Genomic DNA, 18,351 nt, shown 5'->3' with positions numbered 1-18,351 from the left:
CAGCATCCCCACCGCCGTCGCGGCCGCCAAAACCAGCATGATCAACACCGGTACATATTCACTCATGGCTGATCTTCTCTCTCCATTAACTGTCCCGCGTTTACACTTACACCCTTCCCCCATCCCGTACTCACCGCGCCTCTTCCCGTCGGCAACGGACGGAGCTCACCCCCTCCGCTCTGAAGCGGTTTTCACCTTACCGTACTGCCGCTCGCCAGGCTTTGCGGGAACGACGATTTGTGTTTTTTAGAGCACTTGGATCTTGATGTTGCGCTGGACCGGCAGCATCCCCCTCGCTTCGAGGGAAATGCCTTCAATAGTGACCACTCTGTCAAGGAGCGCGAGTGATTTTTTTCTCGATGTAGTTCGTTAGCAAGTTCCGCCCTACTTGTCAAGGAGAACATATCGGCCCGACGAACGGCTTCACGGAATCTTCATCCCCTTTGTCCACCTTAACCCTTTACTGTTCACCATCTGACCTGATAAAAGCCTATGGAAAAAATATTCCCATCGAGAATTCAATGCATATTGACTGAGGAAATGAGCACCCATGACTCTTGTAGCCATTGTCGGAAGACCCAACGTGGGGAAATCCACTTTGTTCAACCGCATCAGTAGAAGAACCCGTGCCCTGGTGGACGACTTGCCGGGCGTCACCCGCGACCGCAATTACGCCCAGATCCAGTGGGATGGAAAGTCCTTCGCCTTCATCGACACGGGCGGATATGTGAGCCTAGACAGCTCCTTCATTGAAAAGCAGGCCAGGGAGCAGGTGCTGCTGGCCCTGGAGGAAGCGGACATCATCCTCTTCGTGGCCGACGCCAAGACGGGACTGCATCCCGAGGACGTTCTCCTGGTGGACATTTTACGCCGGACTTCCAAACCCATTCTTTATGCCGTCAACAAGATCGACGGCCCGGAGCAGACGCGGCACATGGCCGAATTCTACGAACTGGGGATCGACCGCCTGTACCCCATCAGCTCCGCCCATGGCTTCGGCATCGGGGAGCTCATGACGGACCTGGCGGAGCTGATCCCCGATTCCCCCGAAGGGGAGGAGATCGAAGAGTCGGGTGAAATCCGCATTTCCATCGTGGGACGGCCGAACGTCGGGAAATCCACCCTCGTCAACCAGATCCTGGGGACGCAGAGGGTCATCGTCAGTCCCATTCCGGGCACCACCCGCGATGCGGTGGACACCACCTTCGAACGCCATGGGCAGCGCTTCGTGCTCATCGATACCGCCGGAATCCGGCGCAAGGGCAGGACCAGGGAAAAGCTTGAGAAGATCAGTATCATCAAGGCATTGCAAAGCATCGACCGCAGTCATATCGCCCTCATCGTTCTAGACGCCGTCGAGGGCATCACCGACCAGGACCTGCACATTGCCGGGTACATCCAGGACCGGGCACGGGGCTGCATCATCGGCATCAACAAATGGGATGCCGTGGACGACGATCCCAGGCGCACCCGCCAATTCCTGGCGGAGGTCCGGGAACGCTTCCGATTTTTTCCCTTCGCTCCCATTCTGACATTTTCAGCCCTGACGGGAAAAAAGGTCGGCAAAATCCTTCCCACGGTTTCGGACGTTTTCCGCCAGTACAACGAACGGATCACCACCGGCATCGTCAACCGCGCCCTCGAACAGTCCCTCCAACGCCATGAACCGCCCATGGTGGGAGGACGCCGCCTCAAATTTTATTATGCCACACAGGCCTCCGTTCGTCCGCCCACCTTCATTCTGTTCTGCAACTACCCCGACCTGGTGCATTTTTCCTACGAACGCTTCCTCGTCAACCAGTTTCGTGAAGCGTTCCATCTGGACAAAACCCCTATCCGGCTTCTCTTTCGAGGCCGGCAGCGAGGAAGCCGGGACGAATGAACTATTACCTGCGTCAGCCGCCATCGCGCAAAAAATGGCCCTGGTGGAGGATGTTCGCCGGTCTGCTCCTGCTGGCAACCCTTTCCTCCGGTGCGTACCTCTGGCTGGCCCGCAGCGCAACACAGCCGGAGGAGGCGGGAACGGCCCCGGGGAGCCCTTCGCCCTCCGTCCGCTATCCGGCCATTGGCGTCCTGGCCCCCCTTTCGGGTCCCATGAAAAGGGAAGGTGAATCCTTCCGCCAGGGAACGGAACTGGCCTGGAAGGAGCTCCAGGACCAGGGACTCCAGGGGGAGATGCTCGTTCGGGACAGTGGAAAGGGTGAGGAGGATGCCCTTCTGCTCGTTCAGCAGATCCTTTCCGATCCCCGGGTGGCGGTCCTCATGGTCCACATGCCCATGACCGTCCTGTCCAGGGTCCTGCCGGAATGCCGGAAGAAACGAGTCCTCCTGGTAGCACCCGCAAGCTCGCACGAGGAGCTTGCCCGGAGCCCCTGGGGGGTTCCGTTCATTGCCTCCGACAGGAGCGAGGGATTCCAGGCGTCCGGTATTGCTAAAGAGCTGGCGAAGGGAGGGAAGATTGCCCTGCTTCATGAGCCGGGTCCCTACGGAGATCTGCTTTTGAAGGGATTCCAGGAAGGCGCGACCGAACATTCCACAAGCTATGAAGCGATCCCATGCCGGGCTGACGCGGCAGCCCTCGCCGCCACCCTTTCGGAAAAACTGCCGCCCGAAACCCCTCTTGTCTTCCTGGCGGGGTCTCCTCTGTGGGGGGTAACCGTGGCCGAAGCTCTCTCGGAATTGAACTTCAAGGGAAGTCTGCTCCTTCCCCAGACCTACGGAAAAATGACCCTGGAAGACCTGGCGGATCTCTTCCCCGATCGCCTTTTCGCCATGCGGCCCCTACCCTCCCCCGCCGCCGGTCATGCGGCCATGGACAGGCTGCAAAAGGCCTTCGTAAGAGCCTACTGGAAAAAACCCGATGATCTGGCCATTCTGGCTTATGACGCCATGAACTGGGTGGGCGGTGCGCTGAAAACCGGTGCAGCGAGCCGTGAAGAGCTTCGAGAGCGTCTCCGCTCCGGCACACGGGCCGACGCCCCGTATACAGGCGCCGGCGGCGAAGTCTTTTTCGACGCCGCAGGAGTGCTTCAGCGCCGCATGCAGCTGACACTCTACCGAAACGGTAGCTTTGAACCAGCCCCCGCATCGCCATGACTCGCCTGCGAAATGACGAAAGTTGGCCAAGGCAGCAATATTGCCATCACACGACCTCCACGGACGCAACCGTACGAAGGAGCCCAAGGATCCGCTCGGCTTCTTCCCACTTCCCCCGCTTCCGGCACCCGGCCCCATAAATGAGGCACTTGCGCTCCAGGACGGCAAAAGCCTGCTTTCGGTGCTCAGGGGTCAGGGACTCACGCCTCAGGAGATGCACCAGGGATTGAATGCGATAGACATCCAGAGCTGGAATGGAAGCGGAAAGCTGATCGGCATGGCCTCCCCGTTTGACGATGAGGGGCTCCTCGACGAGTCCTACCGGGTGGCGACAGCCGATGCGCAGCCAGAGGTCATAGTCCTCGCAGGCAGGGAGAGATTCATCGAAGCATCCCACCTGGGAGAACAGATCCCGGTGAATGACGACAGCCGACGGGCTGATGAGGCACCGCTCCACCAGGAGGGGAAAGCAGTGCCCCTGGGGCTTCTGATGGTATTTCCTGGGATTGAGGCGCTTTCCGTTGCGGATCCAGATTTCCTCCGTCTGGCAGATGCGCAGGTGGGGATGAGCCTCGAGAAAGGCCATCTGGATTTCGAGCTTTCCCGGGAGCCACAGGTCATCGGAATCGAGGAAGGCGATCCATTCCCCTCGGGCCAGTCGAATGCCATGGTTTCTGGCGGCGCTGACGCCCCTGTGCGGCTGAAAAACGGCCGTGATGGAATCGCCGAAAGTTTCCAGGACCTCCGGCGTCTCATCCGTTGAACCGTCATCCACCACCAGTACCTCCAGGGGCACACCCCGCTGCGCCAGGACGGAGGTCACGGCTTCACGAAGAAAGCGGCTGCGATTGTGGGTGGGAATGACAACCGTTACCACGCTTTTGGTCTCCTGCACTGCTGCCGGATGGGATATCCCGAACGGCAATACCCCGGCATACCCTGTTGCTGTCTCAGAGCTCCGTGAAGAAATTCCAGAGGAGAGCCAAAAATCCCAATCCGATGGTACTCGACTCAATCAGAGCTTCATGGTGTGGATCTTCTTTCAGCGGGTACCGATGAGATATTCCCAGGTACCAGCCGTACCCCCCTACCCAAAAAGACATGAGCAGCGCAAAAGGACCGGCGGTTCCCAGGGCAGGCCCCATAAGGAGAAGACAGAGCATCAGGCCCAGCATCACCACGACGAAGCTCCTGGCCCTTTTCTCACCCACCAGCACCACCAGCGTTTCCCTTCCACCCAGCCGGTCCCCCTGCACGGCGAGAAGGTCCATGAGCATGGTACGCACCAGTACCAGGACAAACACCACTCCAAAACCATATGCAACGACAGAAAACGATTTGAAAAGCTCTGAAAGGTGCGGGATGAGGACGGTGATACACGCCCAGACAAAGGGAACAGAAAAGGTTTTGGACGCGGGGATGTCCTTCATTCTGAGGACGGATAATTTCTGCCACCGTTTCGGCAGCTCCAGCGGCAGGGAGTAAAGAGTTCCAAGAGCGACGAGAATAGCCATGGCCAGGAAGTTCAGGAATCCAATGTCCCAGGCCAGGTGCAGGGAGATGAGGACAGCCACGACACTGAGGCCCGTGAAAGCGAAACGCCAGTGATGGTAAAAGAGCGCACGGGCGGGATCGTTCAATTGGATGGCATTGCGGTCCAGGTAGCTGTTGAGGGAATGCATGGCGAAAGCATAGCACGCAGCCATGCCGCTGCTGTGCCCGGGCGCTTTGGACAGTCCCGTCAGGGCCTGAACCATTGGGGGGAGCATGGCGGCGGCCAGGGCCACAAAGAAGTTGCCATAGACCAGCAGAGCCAATGCCTTCCTGAATCTGCCGGATAGGCCGAAATGCTCGGACTGGAGCGACTCCAGGTGATGCACGACATCCCGTATGATCCAGTTGGGAGTGGAAGCCCCGGCAGAAACCCCTACACGGGTGTAGCGGGACATTTCCACTGGATCGAGATCGTTCTCCGTTTCCACGTGATAGCTGGGAACCCGGCATTCGCGGGCGATTTCCGCCAGCCGCAGAGTGTTGCCGCTGTGATAGCCTCCCACAATCACCATGGCCTCCACCTCGGAGCAGAGGTTCCGAACTTCCTCCTGCCGCTCATGGGTAGAGCCACAGATGGTATTCTTGACAATCCCCCCGGGATACCGTTTGAGAAAGCGATGCTGAATCTCCTGGAAAACCGATTCGTTCTGGGTTGTCTGGGCCACCAGCAGCACCTTGTCCCAGTTCTCCGGCAATTCCTCCACCTGCTGCGGGTCGTGGATGACCACGCCCCGGCCCTCCGCGTATCCCATCAGGCCGATGACCTCGGCATGGTCCGCATCGCCGACAATGACCGTATGATAGCCTTTCCGTGCATGCTGTTTGATGATGCCGTGGACCTTGGCCACACGCATGCACGTGGCATTCAAAAGTGTCGCACCCAGCCGGTGCAATTCCTGACGTTCCTGGGGAGGAATACCATGGGCACGGATGACCACATGCTTGCCGGCGCAGCTCTCTATCCGGTTTTCCTCGCGGATGCCCTTTTCCTCCAGCATGGAGAGAACCTGCTTGTTGTGGATGAGGGGGCCATAGGTACAGAGCTGCTCTCCGTTCTTGCGTTTCTGGATGGCTTCCAGAGTCACCTCCAGGGCGTTCCGCACCCCCCTGCAAAAGCCGGCCGTTTTGGCCACGATCACTTCCATCACGCATTACTCCCGATGTTAGACTCACTCGTTCACAATGAGACTCGCTAAGAATCAGAAACCTTGAAGGGCAGGAACGGCGCCCCCTTCTCCTCGATGCCCCCCACCCAGCGATGGAAAACATCCATCATCTCCTCGTGCCCGTCCAGCTCCGAAAGTCGCCCGCGGAGGCGGGCAGAATCCGGGCATCCCCTGGAATACCAGAGCAGGAGCTTTTTGTAGTGCCCTGAAGACCGGGGCCGCCTGACTCGAAACGCCTCCAGGTGAGCGCATACCGTCTGCAGGAAATCCGGCCACTCCGGACTGTCCGTGACTTCCGCCCGGTGTCCCCACCGGGAGGCAATGACCGAAAGGAGCCAGGGATTTCCCTGGGTGGCCCGACCGATCATGACCCCATCGCAGCCCGTTTGCCGAAACATTTCATCGGCCAGAGAGGGGCTGGTGATGTCGCCGTTTCCTATCACGGGAATGTCCACGGCATCCTTCACCTTCTTGATCCAGGACCAGTCGGCCTCTCCGCCATAAAACTGCACGGCCGTTCGGCCGTGCACCGCAATGGCGTCGGCACCCGCCGCAGCAAGGCGTCGAGCTACGTGCACGACGTTCCTGGATCCCTCATCCCAACCCAGGCGCACCTTCACCGTTACGGGGATGGATACCGCCTTTTTGACGGCTTCCACCACGAAGGCCAGCTGGTCGGGCTCCCGAAGGAGGCTGGCCCCCGCCCCCTGTTTGACGACCTTCCGAACAGGGCAGCCGGCGTTGATATCCACAAGACGCACACCCCGCGCTTCCACCTTGCGGGCCGCTTCCGCCATGACGGCGGCATCCCGGCCAAACAATTGCACCGACAGGGGCACCTGCACGGGAGGGTCCTGCCGGCAAAGCTCCCACGTGGCCGCCTGATCCCGCACCAATCCCTGGATGCTCACCATTTCCGTCGTCACCATCCCGGCTCCATGCCGCGCCATCAGGTGTCTATAGACCTTATCCGTCACGCCCGCCATGGGAGCCAGAATCAAAGGGGGGTCCACCACGACGTTCCCAATGGTGAGGGGGGAAGGCCGGAATGGGGTCGCATCTGCCTGCATGAGCTTCTCTGGTCTCCCTTTGAATTGAATGAGGAATGGATTGCCTGTCGCACGAACCGGCATCATCGGCACCGGAGGCTCCGTCACGATTTGGAAAGAATGCATCCTAACCGTTTCGGCCGGGATTGACAACCTGATGGTTCCAGGGCATGCTTCTGAGCACACTTCCACAGAGAAAGATGTCCAGTTCGCCTCTCGTCATGCCGGCAGTTTTTAAGCCGGCATCCAGTTTTTTCTGTGGATTCCCGCTGAAGGACAGCCGGAATGACGACTCGAGCCGTGGACACTTGTATTGAGTTGTACGGAGCTGGAGCTCACACAGGGAGCCCCGGTGAGGGTGAGCTTTCCCGCAGCGAGCTTTTACGGCCAGGGAAAATGCGCTTCTCCGTCATGAGGGAGTCGGAGCCCGTCATGGATGATTCCAGGAAGATCCATTTTGCCATTCTGGGAGCGGTCGAGGGGGAATCACGTCCGTTCCTGCCCCTCCTTTCCTCCAGTGAAACCTTTCAGGTACGAGGAGAAATGTTTTACCTGGGGGATCATGACGGCTGCTCTGTCCTGCTGGGAACGACGGGCATCGGCAAGGTGAACGCGGCTGTCACTACGGCGGCCCTCCTGGAGCGGTTTTCCATTTCCGAAGTCTTCAACATCGGGTGCGCCGGCGCGTACGCCCAGGGGCCCCTCCGTATCGGAGATGTTCTCGTGACCCGCCAGGCACTGTGTGGAGACGAAGGTGTTCTTGTCGAAGGTGGCGTCCTCCCTTCGGAAGCCCTGGGGTTTCCTCTCGTCGTCCTGGGGCAGGAAGCATTTTTCGATGCCTTCCCCCTCGACAGGTCCGCCAGGTTCTCCAAGATCCTGCAGGAGATGCCGGCGGGCTTTTATGGGCCGGACGGTCGGCCATCGAGCGGGGAGCAGCATTTTCAACTGCTTTACGGCCCGAGCCTTACCGTCGGAATGGTCAGCGGCGATGCGGAGGTTGCGCACCGGCGTTTTTCACGTTATGAAGCATTTGCCGAAAACATGGAGGGCAGCGCCGTGGCTCAAACCTGTTTTCGATACGGTATCCCCGTGATGGAATGCCGAGGCATCAGCAACGTGGTGGGAGACCGGGACAAGAGGAACTGGCGGCTGGACGCTGCCATGCTCCATTGCCGCGCCGTCGTTCAAAAGTGGCTGGAGATCCGGTGAACGCAGGAGACATTCCTGTGCCGAAAAAATAACGCCACGATGAAAACCCCGGCAGGAGAGAGCGATTCCGCTGCCGAAGCAGCCCGAAAGCACCATGCCATGAGGACGCACATGATGCCCCCTTCTCCACCAGCTTCCCTGCGGTTGGGGTATTCGCCCTGCCCCAACGATACCCACATCTTTTACGCCCTGGCCGAAGGAAAGATCGACACCGCCCCCTGGCAATTCCAGGTGACGCTGGCCGATGTGGAGGAACTGAACCAGCGAGCCCGTCAGAAGACCCTGGACGTCACGAAGGTGTCCATTCACGCCATCCTGCACCTCCTGGAAGATTACTGGCTGCTGGGGGCCGGGGGAGCCATCGGGCGGGGCTGCGGCCCCCTCGTAGTGGCCAGGCGTCCGAGTACCATGTCTGAATTGCGGCACAAAACCCTCGCTATCCCGGGGAGACTCACCACCGCCAACCTCCTGCTCCAACTGGAAGGGAGCCATGCGGGACCGAAAGTGGAGATGCTTTTCAGCGACATCATGCCCGCAGTCGCGCGGGGTGTGGTGGACGCCGGGGTGATCATCCATGAGGGACGATTCACCTACCGATCGATGGGCCTGCACCAGGTCCTGGATCTCGGCAGTTGGTGGGAAGAGGAGACAGGGCTGCCCCTTCCCCTGGGAGGAATCGTCATGAAGCGCTCCCTGGGCACGGACGCAGCGCAATTTGTCGAGGACAAGATCCGGGAAAGCATCCTCTACGCGAATGCCCACCCCCGGGAAGCCTGGCCTTACATTCATCAGCATGCTCAGGAGATGGAGCCGGACATCATCCATCGGCATATCGACATGTTCGTCAACCATTTCAGCCTGGAAGCAGGAGCTGAGGGAGAACGCGCCACACGGTTTATCCTGGAAGCCGCGGCCAAACAAGAGGGGATCGCGCTGCCGCCGCAGGGGATCTTCCGGCATGAAGGCTCCGGGTGTTGAGGCAAGAGGCAATGAAAGGGCATCTATCACTTCGGGTAGGGTGCATTTCATGCACCGTCCACACTGAAGCCAGTGAATATAAAACTCTTCAAAACAAGAGAGAAAAAAATGACATCGACGGCATTCCGTTATTTTCTATTTCCCCGTTTGACTGTTGCGGAGCATGAGCTATCGGATCTTCTCATGCTTTTCCCCCACCTGTTCTTCCTCCAGGTCATCCGTCCCCCCGCTGTCCCCCCCTGGGCTCAAGAGCGCGTCTCCGGGTGGTCCGTCATCGAAGCACCGGACCTGCTCGATGCCATCTCGCAGCGTTGGAAAGGATACCAGGACTTTGCACGCCTCCACGGTGAAGACGGCATCATGGCCTCCATGGCCCGGGACTGGACGGCACGCCATTCCCCTGAAACCCGGCTGGACATCCAGGGCAGCCTGAAGGGAAAGGGCTCCGAAACCCGGGAAGTGGACCGGTCGGTGCAGCTCCTGGAATCCGGGGTCTTTATGGAAATCGCACGCGACCTCGAAGAAAAGGAACTGGAACTGGCCACCGACCTTGCTCAGGCGGAAAACATTGAAGGGGAGTTTCAAAAGATACTCGGCGTGGAGAGCATCGAAGAGATCGAAGACTCCATGGGTGCCCTCAGTCCACCCCTCCTGCCCGACGGAGCGGCCCCGAGCTTCATGCTTTTCCAACGCACCCTCTGCTGGCTCCGCCTGTTTTACTCAAAAAGACCTGAAGCGTTGCCCGTTTTTGTCACCCTTGACCCGGAAGCGTTGGAAGGGATTCTCGAGGCCGTCGAAAAGGAGAGCAAACGCACCGGTTTCTCCCCGGAGCTGCTGCAGATGCCTCTCTTCTCCATTCCGAGCCTGAGCCGTGTCCCCGCGGAACACGTCCATCCCTGGATGCAGGAAATGGAGGGCACTGGGCTGCTGCAGGCCTGTGGCGATAGCCTGGAGGCCGTCCTGAAGGCTCCGGGGGACCCCGCCCTGAGGGAAAAACTGTCAGAGCGAATCGGTGAACTGCAGCGTCATGCCGCGCCCCTGGTGAAGAAGGGCGCAATGGCGCCGGCGAACGAATTGACCCTCACCCTCACCGTGATCCAAAAGCTAACCCACGAGGGCCTGGCCCGCTGCCTGGACGGGCAGAGCGAAGAAGCGTTCTTCGCACGGGACCTTCCCGATTCCCCGCCCGTCTTTCTCTCTCTTGGCAGGAGCAAGGGATGAAGCCCCGATGGGCCTTCCTTGTTTCTGCTACAATTTCCCGGAACGGAAAATGGAGAGGACCAGCCAGAGCCCCAGAACCGTGGCCACGACGTAGCCCATGACGCCCAGGAGCGCCGTGAGGGAAATATTTTGAAAACCAAGCCAGTCCAGCGTGAATTCGAGGATTTTTTGCCCTGAATTGAGAATCATGGCGCCGCCGATAATGGATGCGGCAATGATCATACCCACCGTCAACCGATTAACGCTTTTTTCCAATCCGGCATTCAGCGATTCAAAGCCTGTGTGCCTGAGCTCCATTGCCTGCCTTCCACGGGCGGTCTGCTTCAGGATGTCGTGGACATAGCGCGGTACGGTTTTCATGTAGCCGCCCGTAATGCGGGCGTCCCGGCCGAGGTTTTTCAGCATGCTCCGGGCGTCGATACCCCGCTGCAGCAATTGCCTGGCGTAGGGCCGGGTGACCTCCAGAAGGCTGGCGTCACTGCCGAGAATTTTGCCCAGGGCCTCGGTCTGGATGAAGGTCTTGAGGAGCAGCATGAGGTTCCTCGGCAGGTGCACATGGTACTTGAGGACCAGCTGCATGACCTGGTCATAGACATCCCGCACGGAAATATTCTGCAGGGAGCGCCCGTAAAACGCCTCGCTCATGTCCTTGAGGTCTATGCGGAACGCCGTCAGGTCCATGGTCTCGTCATTGATGAGGCCCGCTTCCTGGAGGGCATCCATGATCATGTCGTAATCGTGCTCGGCATATCCCAGAAAGAGGTTGGCGATCTGCCGCATGGTTTCGTCGTCCAGGTACCCGGTGATGCCGAAGTCCACGAGGCTCACGCGTCCATCGTACATGACGATGGTGTTGCCGGGATGGGGGTCTGCGTGGAAGAATCCGAACTGCATGAGCTGGCGTGAAAAAGACCGCAGGCCGATGAGGGCCACATCCCTGGGATCGATGCCATGAGCCTGGATGCGCTCCACATCGTCCATCTTGATGCCGTCGATGTGCTCCATGACGAGAACGGATTTGGTCGTCTGTTCCCAGTAAACCTTTGGGATATAAATCTCGTCATCCTCTTTGAAGTTGGAAGCGAATTTTTCGATGCTCCCCGCCTCGATGAGCATGTCCAGCTCCCTGAAGATGATGCGTTCAAATTCTTTCACCAGGTTGACGGCTCCGATGATCCGTCCCACTTCGAAGGCTCGCTCCACCTTTTCGGCAAGATTGTACATGAGGCGGACATCTTCCCGGATTTTCTTCTCGATGCCGGGACGGATGATCTTCACCGCCACCTTTTCTCCCGTAAAGAGCCGGGCCATGTGCACCTGTCCCACGGATGCGGCGGCAATGGAGTCGGGGTCAAAGGACGCGAAGACTGAATCCAGAGGGCGCTTCAGTTCCTTTTCGATGACTGCCTTGACATCACCGAAAGGAATGGGCGGGACGCTGTCCTGAAGCTTTTTGAATTCTTCGATGTACTCCGGGGGGAAAAGATCCGCCCGTGTGCTCATGAGCTGGCCCAGTTTGATGAAGCTTGGCCCCAATTCTTCCAGCACCAGTCGAATGCGCCGTGGAGAAGGAAAGCCCGCCTTGAAAAGATGCTCTTCATCCGCCTCATCCCGGGATTTTCCATCCCTCACGCTGAAGAGACGCTCCCCCACATCTCCGAGACCGTGCTTGAAGAGGACGCGGGTGATGGTCCCGAATCTCCGGATTCCTCGCACACTGGACAGTCCCTTGGAAAAATTCATATCCGTGTTCCCTTCCTGCCTGGCTCTGCTCGATGCGTGCTGGCCGGCCTCAGCTTTCCCGGATCAGCTGCAGGAGCTCCTCGGCCGAGATCTTGCCGCTGAGATCGCTGCCGTCGAGGAGGCTGCTGGCCAAATCTCTCTTTTGCTGGTGCAGGTTGACGATCTTTTCTTCAATCGTGCCCTGGGTCACCAGCCGATAAACCGTCACGGGGTTGACCTGCCCGATGCGGTGGGCGCGATCCGAGGCCTGATCCTCCACTGCCGGGTTCCACCAGGGGTCCATGTGGATGACATAATCCGCGGCTGTCAGGTTGAGACCCAGTCCACCCGCCTTGAGGCTGATGAGAAAGAGATCCCCACGGCCGGCTTGAAATGCGTCCACCTCGCTTTTTCGGTCCTTGGGCAGAGTGGAGCCATCGAGATAGCGGTAGTCGATTTTCCGGGCATCGAGGAATTCGCGAATCAGGTTCAGGTGCCCCACGAACTGGCTGAAAACGAGGGCTTTGTGTCCGTTTTCCAGGAGCTCTGAAATGACTTCGCCGAACAGCTGCAGCTTGGAGCTGGGGATTTTACTTTCGGGTATAACCAGCCTCGCATTGCAGCAGGCCTGCCGCAGCTTCATGATTTCAGCGAGAATTTTTAGATGCTTCTGCCCCTGGGGGCCCTCGTCTTTTTCCAGTCTTTCCAATGCCTGCAGCCTCAGGGCCTCGTAGAAGGCCATCTCCGTCGGATCCATTTCCACTCTCAGGATGACTTCCGTCCGAGGGGGCAGCTCCTCCAGGACCTGAGACTTGATGCGCCGGAGAATGAAGGGCTGAATCAGCTTCTTCAGACGTTTTCGGGCGTCCTTGTCCTTGTATTTTTCGATGGGAACGGCGAAGCGGGCGTTGAATCGCTGTTGAGAGCCCAGAAGCCCGGGGTTGATGAAGTCGAAGAGGGTGTAGAATTCTCCCAGGTGGTTTTCTATGGGAGTCCCCGTCGTGATGAGCTTGAAAGCCCCCTTCAGTCCCATGGCCGCCTGGGAGCGCTTGGTGGCGATGTTTTTGATGGCCTGAGCCTCATCCAGAACGACGGTGCGCCATTCGACGGAGGAAAGGAGATCCGCTTCCTGGTACAGCAGGCCGTAGCTGACCACCAGGACATCCATTTCCTTGAGATTCTTGACCGTCTCCGCGCGGTTTCCACTGCCGAAGGGGATAAGATTGAGCGTGGGAGCGAAGCGATTGGCTTCGGTCACCCAGTTCATGCAAACGGACGTGGGAGCCACCACCAGCGTGGGACCCTGCGGAGCGCGATCCAGGATGACGGCCAGAGCCTGGAGGGTCTTTCCAAGCCCCATGTCGTCGGCCAGGCAGGCCCCCACACCCAGGTGAGCGAGCCGCGCGAGCCAGTTGAAGCCGTCCACCTGGTAGTCGCGAAGATCCGCTTTCAGGGTGGACGGAAGAACGGGTGCAAAAGCCTGAGCGTCCTTGATGCGCTGAAGGCGCAGCTGCCATGCCTTGTCGGCATCCAGTTCCGAAAGGTGCTCCGTGAAGTCTTCGATGGCCAGTGCGGCCAGGGGATGCAGGCGAAGGGATTTCCCCCGCTTTTCTGCATAGCTGTCCAGCTCCTCGAGCCGTTTGCGGAATTCGTTCGTCAGGGCCACGAACTGCCCTTCCCCGAGAGGAATGAAGCGCTTGCGGGTATCTTGAAGGAGCTCCAGCAGCTGCTTCATGTCCATGACCAGGTTGTCGTCCAGGCGCACTTCACCGCTCAGATCGAACCAGTCGCCTCTGCTGCGGATCTTCAGGCGCAGCCGGTCAAAGGAGACTTCACGGGTGACCTTGAGCTTTTCTCCCTCGGGCCAATCCACGATGACGGATCCCTTTTCCTGCATTTCCTTCAAGTCCAGCAGCACCTGCAGGCAGTCGTCGGGCTCTTCCAGAAACCAGAGCCGATCCGGCTCGGGGAGCCGGGCGAACACGGAGCACTCCGCTTCCACCGTTTCGGCCATCTGCTCCTCCAGCTTGAGGTCCCTCCTGGTCTGCATGCGCTTGCCGTCTATTTCGGCAATGACATTGGATGCCCCCGCGCCGGGCTTGAGATGCGGACCGCCCTCCCGAAAAGGCTTGGTGAACATTTCCAGTCGAAACCCTGCCCCTGCAGGGAGCAGGTGCAGGTGCGGCGTGGGATCCGCCGGGATTTCCACGATGTCCTTGGACATACCCCCGATCTCCGAGTGGACCGTGACGAGGGATGAAATGCTGGCAACCGCGTTCAGAACCTGCTCTTTTGCCGATTCGGGAGCACTCAGTCCGCGCTCCCCAAGGATTTTGGCAATGCGCCGATGCTCTTCCGAGAGCTCGATGACCTTGAATCGCGTGGGAGTCTCGCGGACCAGCACTGTATGACCCGTCTCCAAAGGTGTGGACAGCTTGACCCTGATTTTCTGGGATGAGCGCTCCACCAGGACTTCAGGCTCTCCCTTGACGAACTCCACATTCACGGAGGGCGCCTTTTCCAGGAAAATCAAAGGATGCCCCACCAGGGCGGGCAGTGTCTTCTCCATGTCGAATTCATAGGCCCCGCTGTAGTAATAATCCTCCCTTTTGAGCGTCGAACGGATCCGGTGATCCTGGCGCGTGAGGTAGTCCAGGCCCGAGCCGCTCTGTAGACGGCTGAGGGCAACCGAGCGGCCTTTGCTCCAGGTACCCCGGGCAGTGAGCTTCTGCTCCACGGGGCGTAGAGACAGGTTCCCATCGTGATAGTCCACCAGCCAGATCAAACGGTTCTCGGCTGCTCTCACCGGGGTTCCGCGGTCCTGGGCGGCCACCTGGATCAGGGCGTTGAGATTCCTCTCCCAGGCCTCCTCCACCTTGAGGGCGGACACGAACGACTGCATGCCCGTCTCTTCCCGCACCTTCTGAATGTAATTTTCCCGGATGGGCGTGGTCTGCTCCGCCCGGCAGAGGAGCTCGGCGCATTCCATGGCCAGCCACTTCAAATCCACATCCCGTGCATTGATAAAGAGCCTGCTGACAGCATCGATCCTTTCCTGGCTCAATTCCCCATCCAACCAGTACGCAGCAATGGAGGAAAACAAGACCGCCACGTCGGAGGCCCCCTTCTCCTGGTGCCGGGCGAAAAGCGCCCGGGCCACTTCGGTTTCGTAGGATTGAATGTGGGCCATGATTTTCAGAGCGCCGTAAATGGAGTGCATGAAAGATATGCTGTCTTCATTGGATAGAGCTGTTTGGAGAAACTCTTCCACCTTTTTCTGGAGCGCCGGATCGTGGCGTTTGAGAAGAGCCAGGATAAAAAGGGGCCCGAGAAGGCCCTTGTAGTAGGTTTTTCGCCTCCCTGTCAGCCTGCGAAGCTTCTTGAGATCCGTTTCGAAAGACTCGATGGCTTCGTCGTTTTTCCCCTGGACGAAATAGATTCCTCCCATGATACCGGCCGCATAAGGAGACTCCTCGATCTCATTACACAGACGCTGTGCGACCTCCAGCCGGCCTCCAAGGATGTGGCGATAGGCCAGCAGGTAAAACAGAACCGGCTTGCTTTTTTCGGGCAGAACGCTCCAATATCCCGGATCCATGGCAAAAGCAACGGCATCGGTATCCGGAATAGCCTGGGTGACGCCGTAATAGATGATCTGGAGGAGGGCTTCCACCTGGAGATCCGGGGTCAGGGTCAGGAACCATTGGGCATCAAAGGGATTGTTGCAGATGGAAACCAGGGGATGCTGTGACGTATGACTCCCCCCGCACCGGGAATAGAGCTGATCCATGCGCTCGCGATATAATGACGTGTTTCCGATAGTGACGGCGATGCGGAGGTCTCGAAACACGTCCCAGCAATACGCTGTCGCCGCGCTGTAGCTAAAGTAATTTCTGAGGGGCAGCAGCTCCTGCACAGCCTTCACCATCAATCCGTAATGGCCGAAGCGTTGCAGACCCTCCAGGGGAAAAGGCGGCTCCGTGCGAGGCTGCTGTGCCGACCTGGCCGCCACCCGGTATTGCTCTTTGGCGGCGCAGGAAGGACAAACGAGCCCTTTGGGCGTCTTGACCCCCGCCACCCCGATGCGTTTCCCGCAGGACGCACAAAAGCGGTTGTCTTGAGGAAGCGATTCTTTGCCCCTGGCAGACTTCGCCTTCGTCTTGCCCTTTTCTGCAGCCCCCTGCAGCACCACCTTGGCAGGAATGGCCAGAGCCTTTCGCGAAGCGATTTCCATGAAACTCGGGTGGCAACGATACGTCTTGTCCAGGAAGCCCATGGACCGAAGGCGGCTCAGTGGAGAAAGGACCGAGGTGAGCTTCAGGGGCCTCCCATTTTCATCTTCATGAGAAATTCCGGTCTTCAGCAGGCACTTGAGGATGGTATCCGGATTGGTGGGACCGTAGAGGACGGAGCACAGCTGCAGGACCGTTTTTTCCAGGGGTAAAAGGGTTTCATAGGCTTCGAGAAAGCTTTCGATCGTATTTTTCTTGATGGACAACTTCAATCCCTTTCTAATGAACGGATTCGGCTACTCCTTGGCCTTACTGACACAGTAAAAAGCCAGGACGAAAAGCATGCCGCCCAGGCCTGCAAGAAGCAGATAGGAAAAGGGCTGGGGAGTCTCACCGTAGGCTGCGCCCCGAATGGCATGAGCGGCATGGGTGAGGGGTAAGAAATCGAGGACCTTCTGGACCCACAGGGGCATACGATCGACCGGGAAAAAGGTCCCCCCCAGGAAGGCCATGGGGGTGATGAAAAAGTTGGTGAGAAGAGCCTGATCGGCATGGGATCTCACCAGCATGGCCATGCAGACGGCCAGGGAAGCGAACACGAAGCTGTTGAGGACCACGGCGAGCCAGAAGAAGAGATTGTAGGACAGCGCAATTCCAGCGATGAGGGCAATGAGGAGAATGACCCCGATGGAAAGGAGTCCCCGCGTGATGCCCGCCAGGACTTCCCCGGTGACATAGGCGATATTCCGAATGGGCGCCGCTTGAAATTCTTCAAATATACGCCAGTAGAACCTGGCGATATTGATTTCACTGGCAATGGCGAAAGCCTGGGTCATGCTGCTCATGGCCACGAGGCCCGGGATCAGGAATTCCAGGTAGGGCCGTCCGTGGACCTGCACATCCTTCCCCATTCCCAGGCCGAAAGCGATGAGGTAGAGGATCGGCCCGACGGACATGGAGGCAAGCTGCCGTGCCAGCTTTTTCTTGAGAATCAGCATCTCCCTCTCGTAGACGGCAAGACACCCTCTCATGGCTGAACCTTCTTTCCCGTCACGGAGAGAAAGACATCTTCCAGGTTGACCCGCCTCAGGGCGAAGCTCCCTTTTTGCAGAGCCACATGCCGGTTGGCCTCTTCCCGGCCCTTGAAATAGGTGGTTTCCATCTCCCCATTCACAATTTCGTCCATTGCCCAGGCTCCCAGGCGCCCCATCATCGCCTGGGGTGCATCGAGCGCGACAATGCGGCCCGCTTCCAGAAAGGCCACACGATCCGCCAGGAATTCAGCCTCTTCGATGTAGTGTGTCGTTAGGAAAATGGTCGAGCCGCTCTGCTGAATCTTCTTGACGAGGGACCAGATCTTGCGGCGAATGGTGGGATCGAGACCCACCGTAGGCTCGTCGAGAAAGAGAATCCGCGGAGCATGCATGAGTGCCCGGGCCACCATCACGCGGCGCTTCATCCCCCCCGAAAGCTGCTTGACGGGACTGTCCCTGCGCTCTTTTATATCCACGTACTCCAGGAGCTCGTCGATGCGAGACAGGCGCTCCCTGCGACGCATATGAAACAGCTTTCCGTGTATGTTCAGATTTTCATATACGGTGAGCTCATGGTCCAGGTTGATGGTTTGAGGGACCAGGCCGCACTGCCTTTTGGCGTCCAGGGTCTGGCGCAGGATATGATACCCGCTGAGGTAAGCGTCCCCGGAAGAAGGGGAGGCCAGTCCGGTCAGGATCTTGATGGTGGTGGTCTTTCCCGAGCCGTTGGGCCCGAGATAGGCAAAAATTTCGCCCTCTCCCACCTGGAGATTGACACCCTTGAGGGCCTCGATGGTTCTATAATTCTTCTTCAAATTTTCGATTCGGATCATACCGTGACTGTTTTGACTCCTCCACCGCAGCCTGCCGCCATCCCGCGCCCCCAATATTGTTGACTCAACGTCACCCCGGTGAAAACCGGGGTCCAAAAAGTCTTTATTTTCCTGGATTCCGGCTTTCGCCGGAATGACGAACGGAAGTTAAGCCAACAGCATTGTCCCGCGCCCCCGCCGGTCTTTGAGCTCCGCTTCACCGCCGTCCAGCATGCAGCGGCTGCCGGCAGGCTTCACAGGGCGATCCCCGGGATCGG

The 18,351-nt window shown here is 58.7% G+C and carries 12 protein-coding genes; 5 read left to right on the top strand and 7 right to left on the bottom strand.

From position 1 onward, the window contains the following. The first annotated feature begins 550 nt into the window (after positions 1-550). Positions 551-1,882: a ribosome biogenesis GTPase Der gene (gene der / locus MWC30_RS20125; protein WP_244085998.1), complete on the top strand. Its 1,332-nt coding sequence runs from the start codon at positions 551-553 to the stop codon at positions 1,880-1,882. Continuing rightward, positions 1,879-3,096 (top strand): ABC transporter substrate-binding protein, encoded by a 1,218-nt coding sequence (locus MWC30_RS20120; protein WP_244085997.1) that lies wholly within the window; start codon positions 1,879-1,881, stop codon positions 3,094-3,096. The genes der and MWC30_RS20120 overlap by 4 nt, the downstream gene beginning before the upstream one ends. Before the next feature lie 46 nt (positions 3,097-3,142). Here MWC30_RS20120 and MWC30_RS20115 read toward each other — a convergent pair whose 3' ends face one another. The 3 genes from MWC30_RS20115 to dusB form a co-directional block, all read right to left on the bottom strand. Beyond that, on the bottom strand, positions 3,143-3,973 hold the full coding sequence (locus tag MWC30_RS20115) for a glycosyltransferase (protein WP_244085996.1): 831 nt from the start codon (positions 3,971-3,973) through the stop codon (positions 3,143-3,145). Between the two features lie 73 nt (positions 3,974-4,046). Then, positions 4,047-5,795 (bottom strand): 4-hydroxy-3-methylbut-2-enyl diphosphate reductase, encoded by a 1,749-nt coding sequence (gene ispH / locus MWC30_RS20110; protein WP_244085999.1) that lies wholly within the window; start codon positions 5,793-5,795, stop codon positions 4,047-4,049. A gap of 47 nt (positions 5,796-5,842) precedes the next feature. Next, complete coding sequence (gene dusB / locus MWC30_RS20105) at positions 5,843-6,952, bottom strand: tRNA dihydrouridine synthase DusB (protein ID WP_244085995.1); 1,110 nt, start codon at positions 6,950-6,952, stop codon at positions 5,843-5,845. A gap of 345 nt (positions 6,953-7,297) precedes the next feature. Here dusB and mqnB point away from each other — a divergent pair, with 345 nt between their 5' ends. The 3 genes from mqnB (at position 7,298) to MWC30_RS20090 (ending at position 10,273) form a co-directional block, all read left to right on the top strand. Continuing rightward, entirely contained in the window at positions 7,298-8,074 is a 777-nt protein-coding gene (mqnB, locus tag MWC30_RS20100; RefSeq protein WP_244085994.1) for a futalosine hydrolase, read from the top strand. Between the two features lie 39 nt (positions 8,075-8,113). Next, entirely contained in the window at positions 8,114-9,052 is a 939-nt protein-coding gene (locus tag MWC30_RS20095; RefSeq protein ID WP_244085993.1) for a 1,4-dihydroxy-6-naphthoate synthase, read from the top strand. Positions 9,053-9,160: 108 nt separating this feature from the next. Continuing rightward, a complete protein-coding gene (locus tag MWC30_RS20090; protein WP_244085992.1) occupies positions 9,161-10,273 on the top strand; it encodes a hypothetical protein in 1,113 nt (370 codons plus the stop codon). Between the two features lie 27 nt (positions 10,274-10,300). On the opposite strand, the gene MWC30_RS20085 is transcribed toward MWC30_RS20090, so the two are convergent. Genes MWC30_RS20085 through MWC30_RS20070 form a run of 4 tightly spaced genes read right to left on the bottom strand, consistent with a single transcriptional unit; the run spans position 10,301 to position 18,094 of the window. Continuing rightward, positions 10,301-12,016 (bottom strand): AarF/ABC1/UbiB kinase family protein, encoded by a 1,716-nt coding sequence (locus MWC30_RS20085; RefSeq protein ID WP_244085991.1) that lies wholly within the window; start codon positions 12,014-12,016, stop codon positions 10,301-10,303. Between the two features lie 49 nt (positions 12,017-12,065). After that, a complete protein-coding gene (locus MWC30_RS20080; protein ID WP_244085990.1) occupies positions 12,066-16,493 on the bottom strand; it encodes a DEAD/DEAH box helicase in 4,428 nt (1,475 codons plus the stop codon). Positions 16,494-16,523: 30 nt separating this feature from the next. After that, positions 16,524-17,258 carry an ABC transporter permease gene (locus MWC30_RS20075; RefSeq protein ID WP_244085989.1) on the bottom strand — a complete coding sequence of 245 codons (735 nt, stop codon included), beginning with the start codon at positions 17,256-17,258 and terminating at the stop codon, positions 16,524-16,526. Continuing rightward, positions 17,255-18,094: an ABC transporter ATP-binding protein gene (locus MWC30_RS20070; protein WP_244085988.1), complete on the bottom strand. Its 840-nt coding sequence runs from the start codon at positions 18,092-18,094 to the stop codon at positions 17,255-17,257. Before MWC30_RS20070 ends, MWC30_RS20075 begins: the two co-directional genes overlap by 4 nt. Positions 18,095-18,351: the final 257 nt, after the last annotated feature.

It is taken from the genome of Desulforhabdus sp. TSK, assembly GCF_022836495.1.
In the GTDB taxonomy this organism is placed as follows: Bacteria; Desulfobacterota; Syntrophobacteria; order Syntrophobacterales; family Syntrophobacteraceae; genus Desulforhabdus.
The sequence above is the reverse complement of the archived record's forward strand: the minus strand, read 5'-3'. Positions and strand labels throughout refer to the sequence as shown.

Coding starts and splice junctions, on each gene's coding strand:
- der (WP_244085998.1), top strand. CDS start 551: ATGACTCTTGTAGCCATTGTCGGAAGACCCAACGTGGGGAAATCCACT.
- MWC30_RS20120 (WP_244085997.1), top strand. CDS start 1,879: ATGAACTATTACCTGCGTCAGCCGCCATCGCGCAAAAAATGGCCCTGG.
- ispH (WP_244085999.1), bottom strand. CDS start 5,795: ATGGAAGTGATCGTGGCCAAAACGGCCGGCTTTTGCAGGGGGGTGCGG.
- dusB (WP_244085995.1), bottom strand. CDS start 6,952: ATGATGCCGGTTCGTGCGACAGGCAATCCATTCCTCATTCAATTCAAA.
- mqnB (WP_244085994.1), top strand. CDS start 7,298: ATGGATGATTCCAGGAAGATCCATTTTGCCATTCTGGGAGCGGTCGAG.
- MWC30_RS20095 (WP_244085993.1), top strand. CDS start 8,114: ATGAAAACCCCGGCAGGAGAGAGCGATTCCGCTGCCGAAGCAGCCCGA.
- MWC30_RS20090 (WP_244085992.1), top strand. CDS start 9,161: ATGACATCGACGGCATTCCGTTATTTTCTATTTCCCCGTTTGACTGTT.
- MWC30_RS20085 (WP_244085991.1), bottom strand. CDS start 12,016: ATGAATTTTTCCAAGGGACTGTCCAGTGTGCGAGGAATCCGGAGATTC.
- MWC30_RS20075 (WP_244085989.1), bottom strand. CDS start 17,258: ATGAGAGGGTGTCTTGCCGTCTACGAGAGGGAGATGCTGATTCTCAAG.
- MWC30_RS20070 (WP_244085988.1), bottom strand. CDS start 18,094: ATGATCCGAATCGAAAATTTGAAGAAGAATTATAGAACCATCGAGGCC.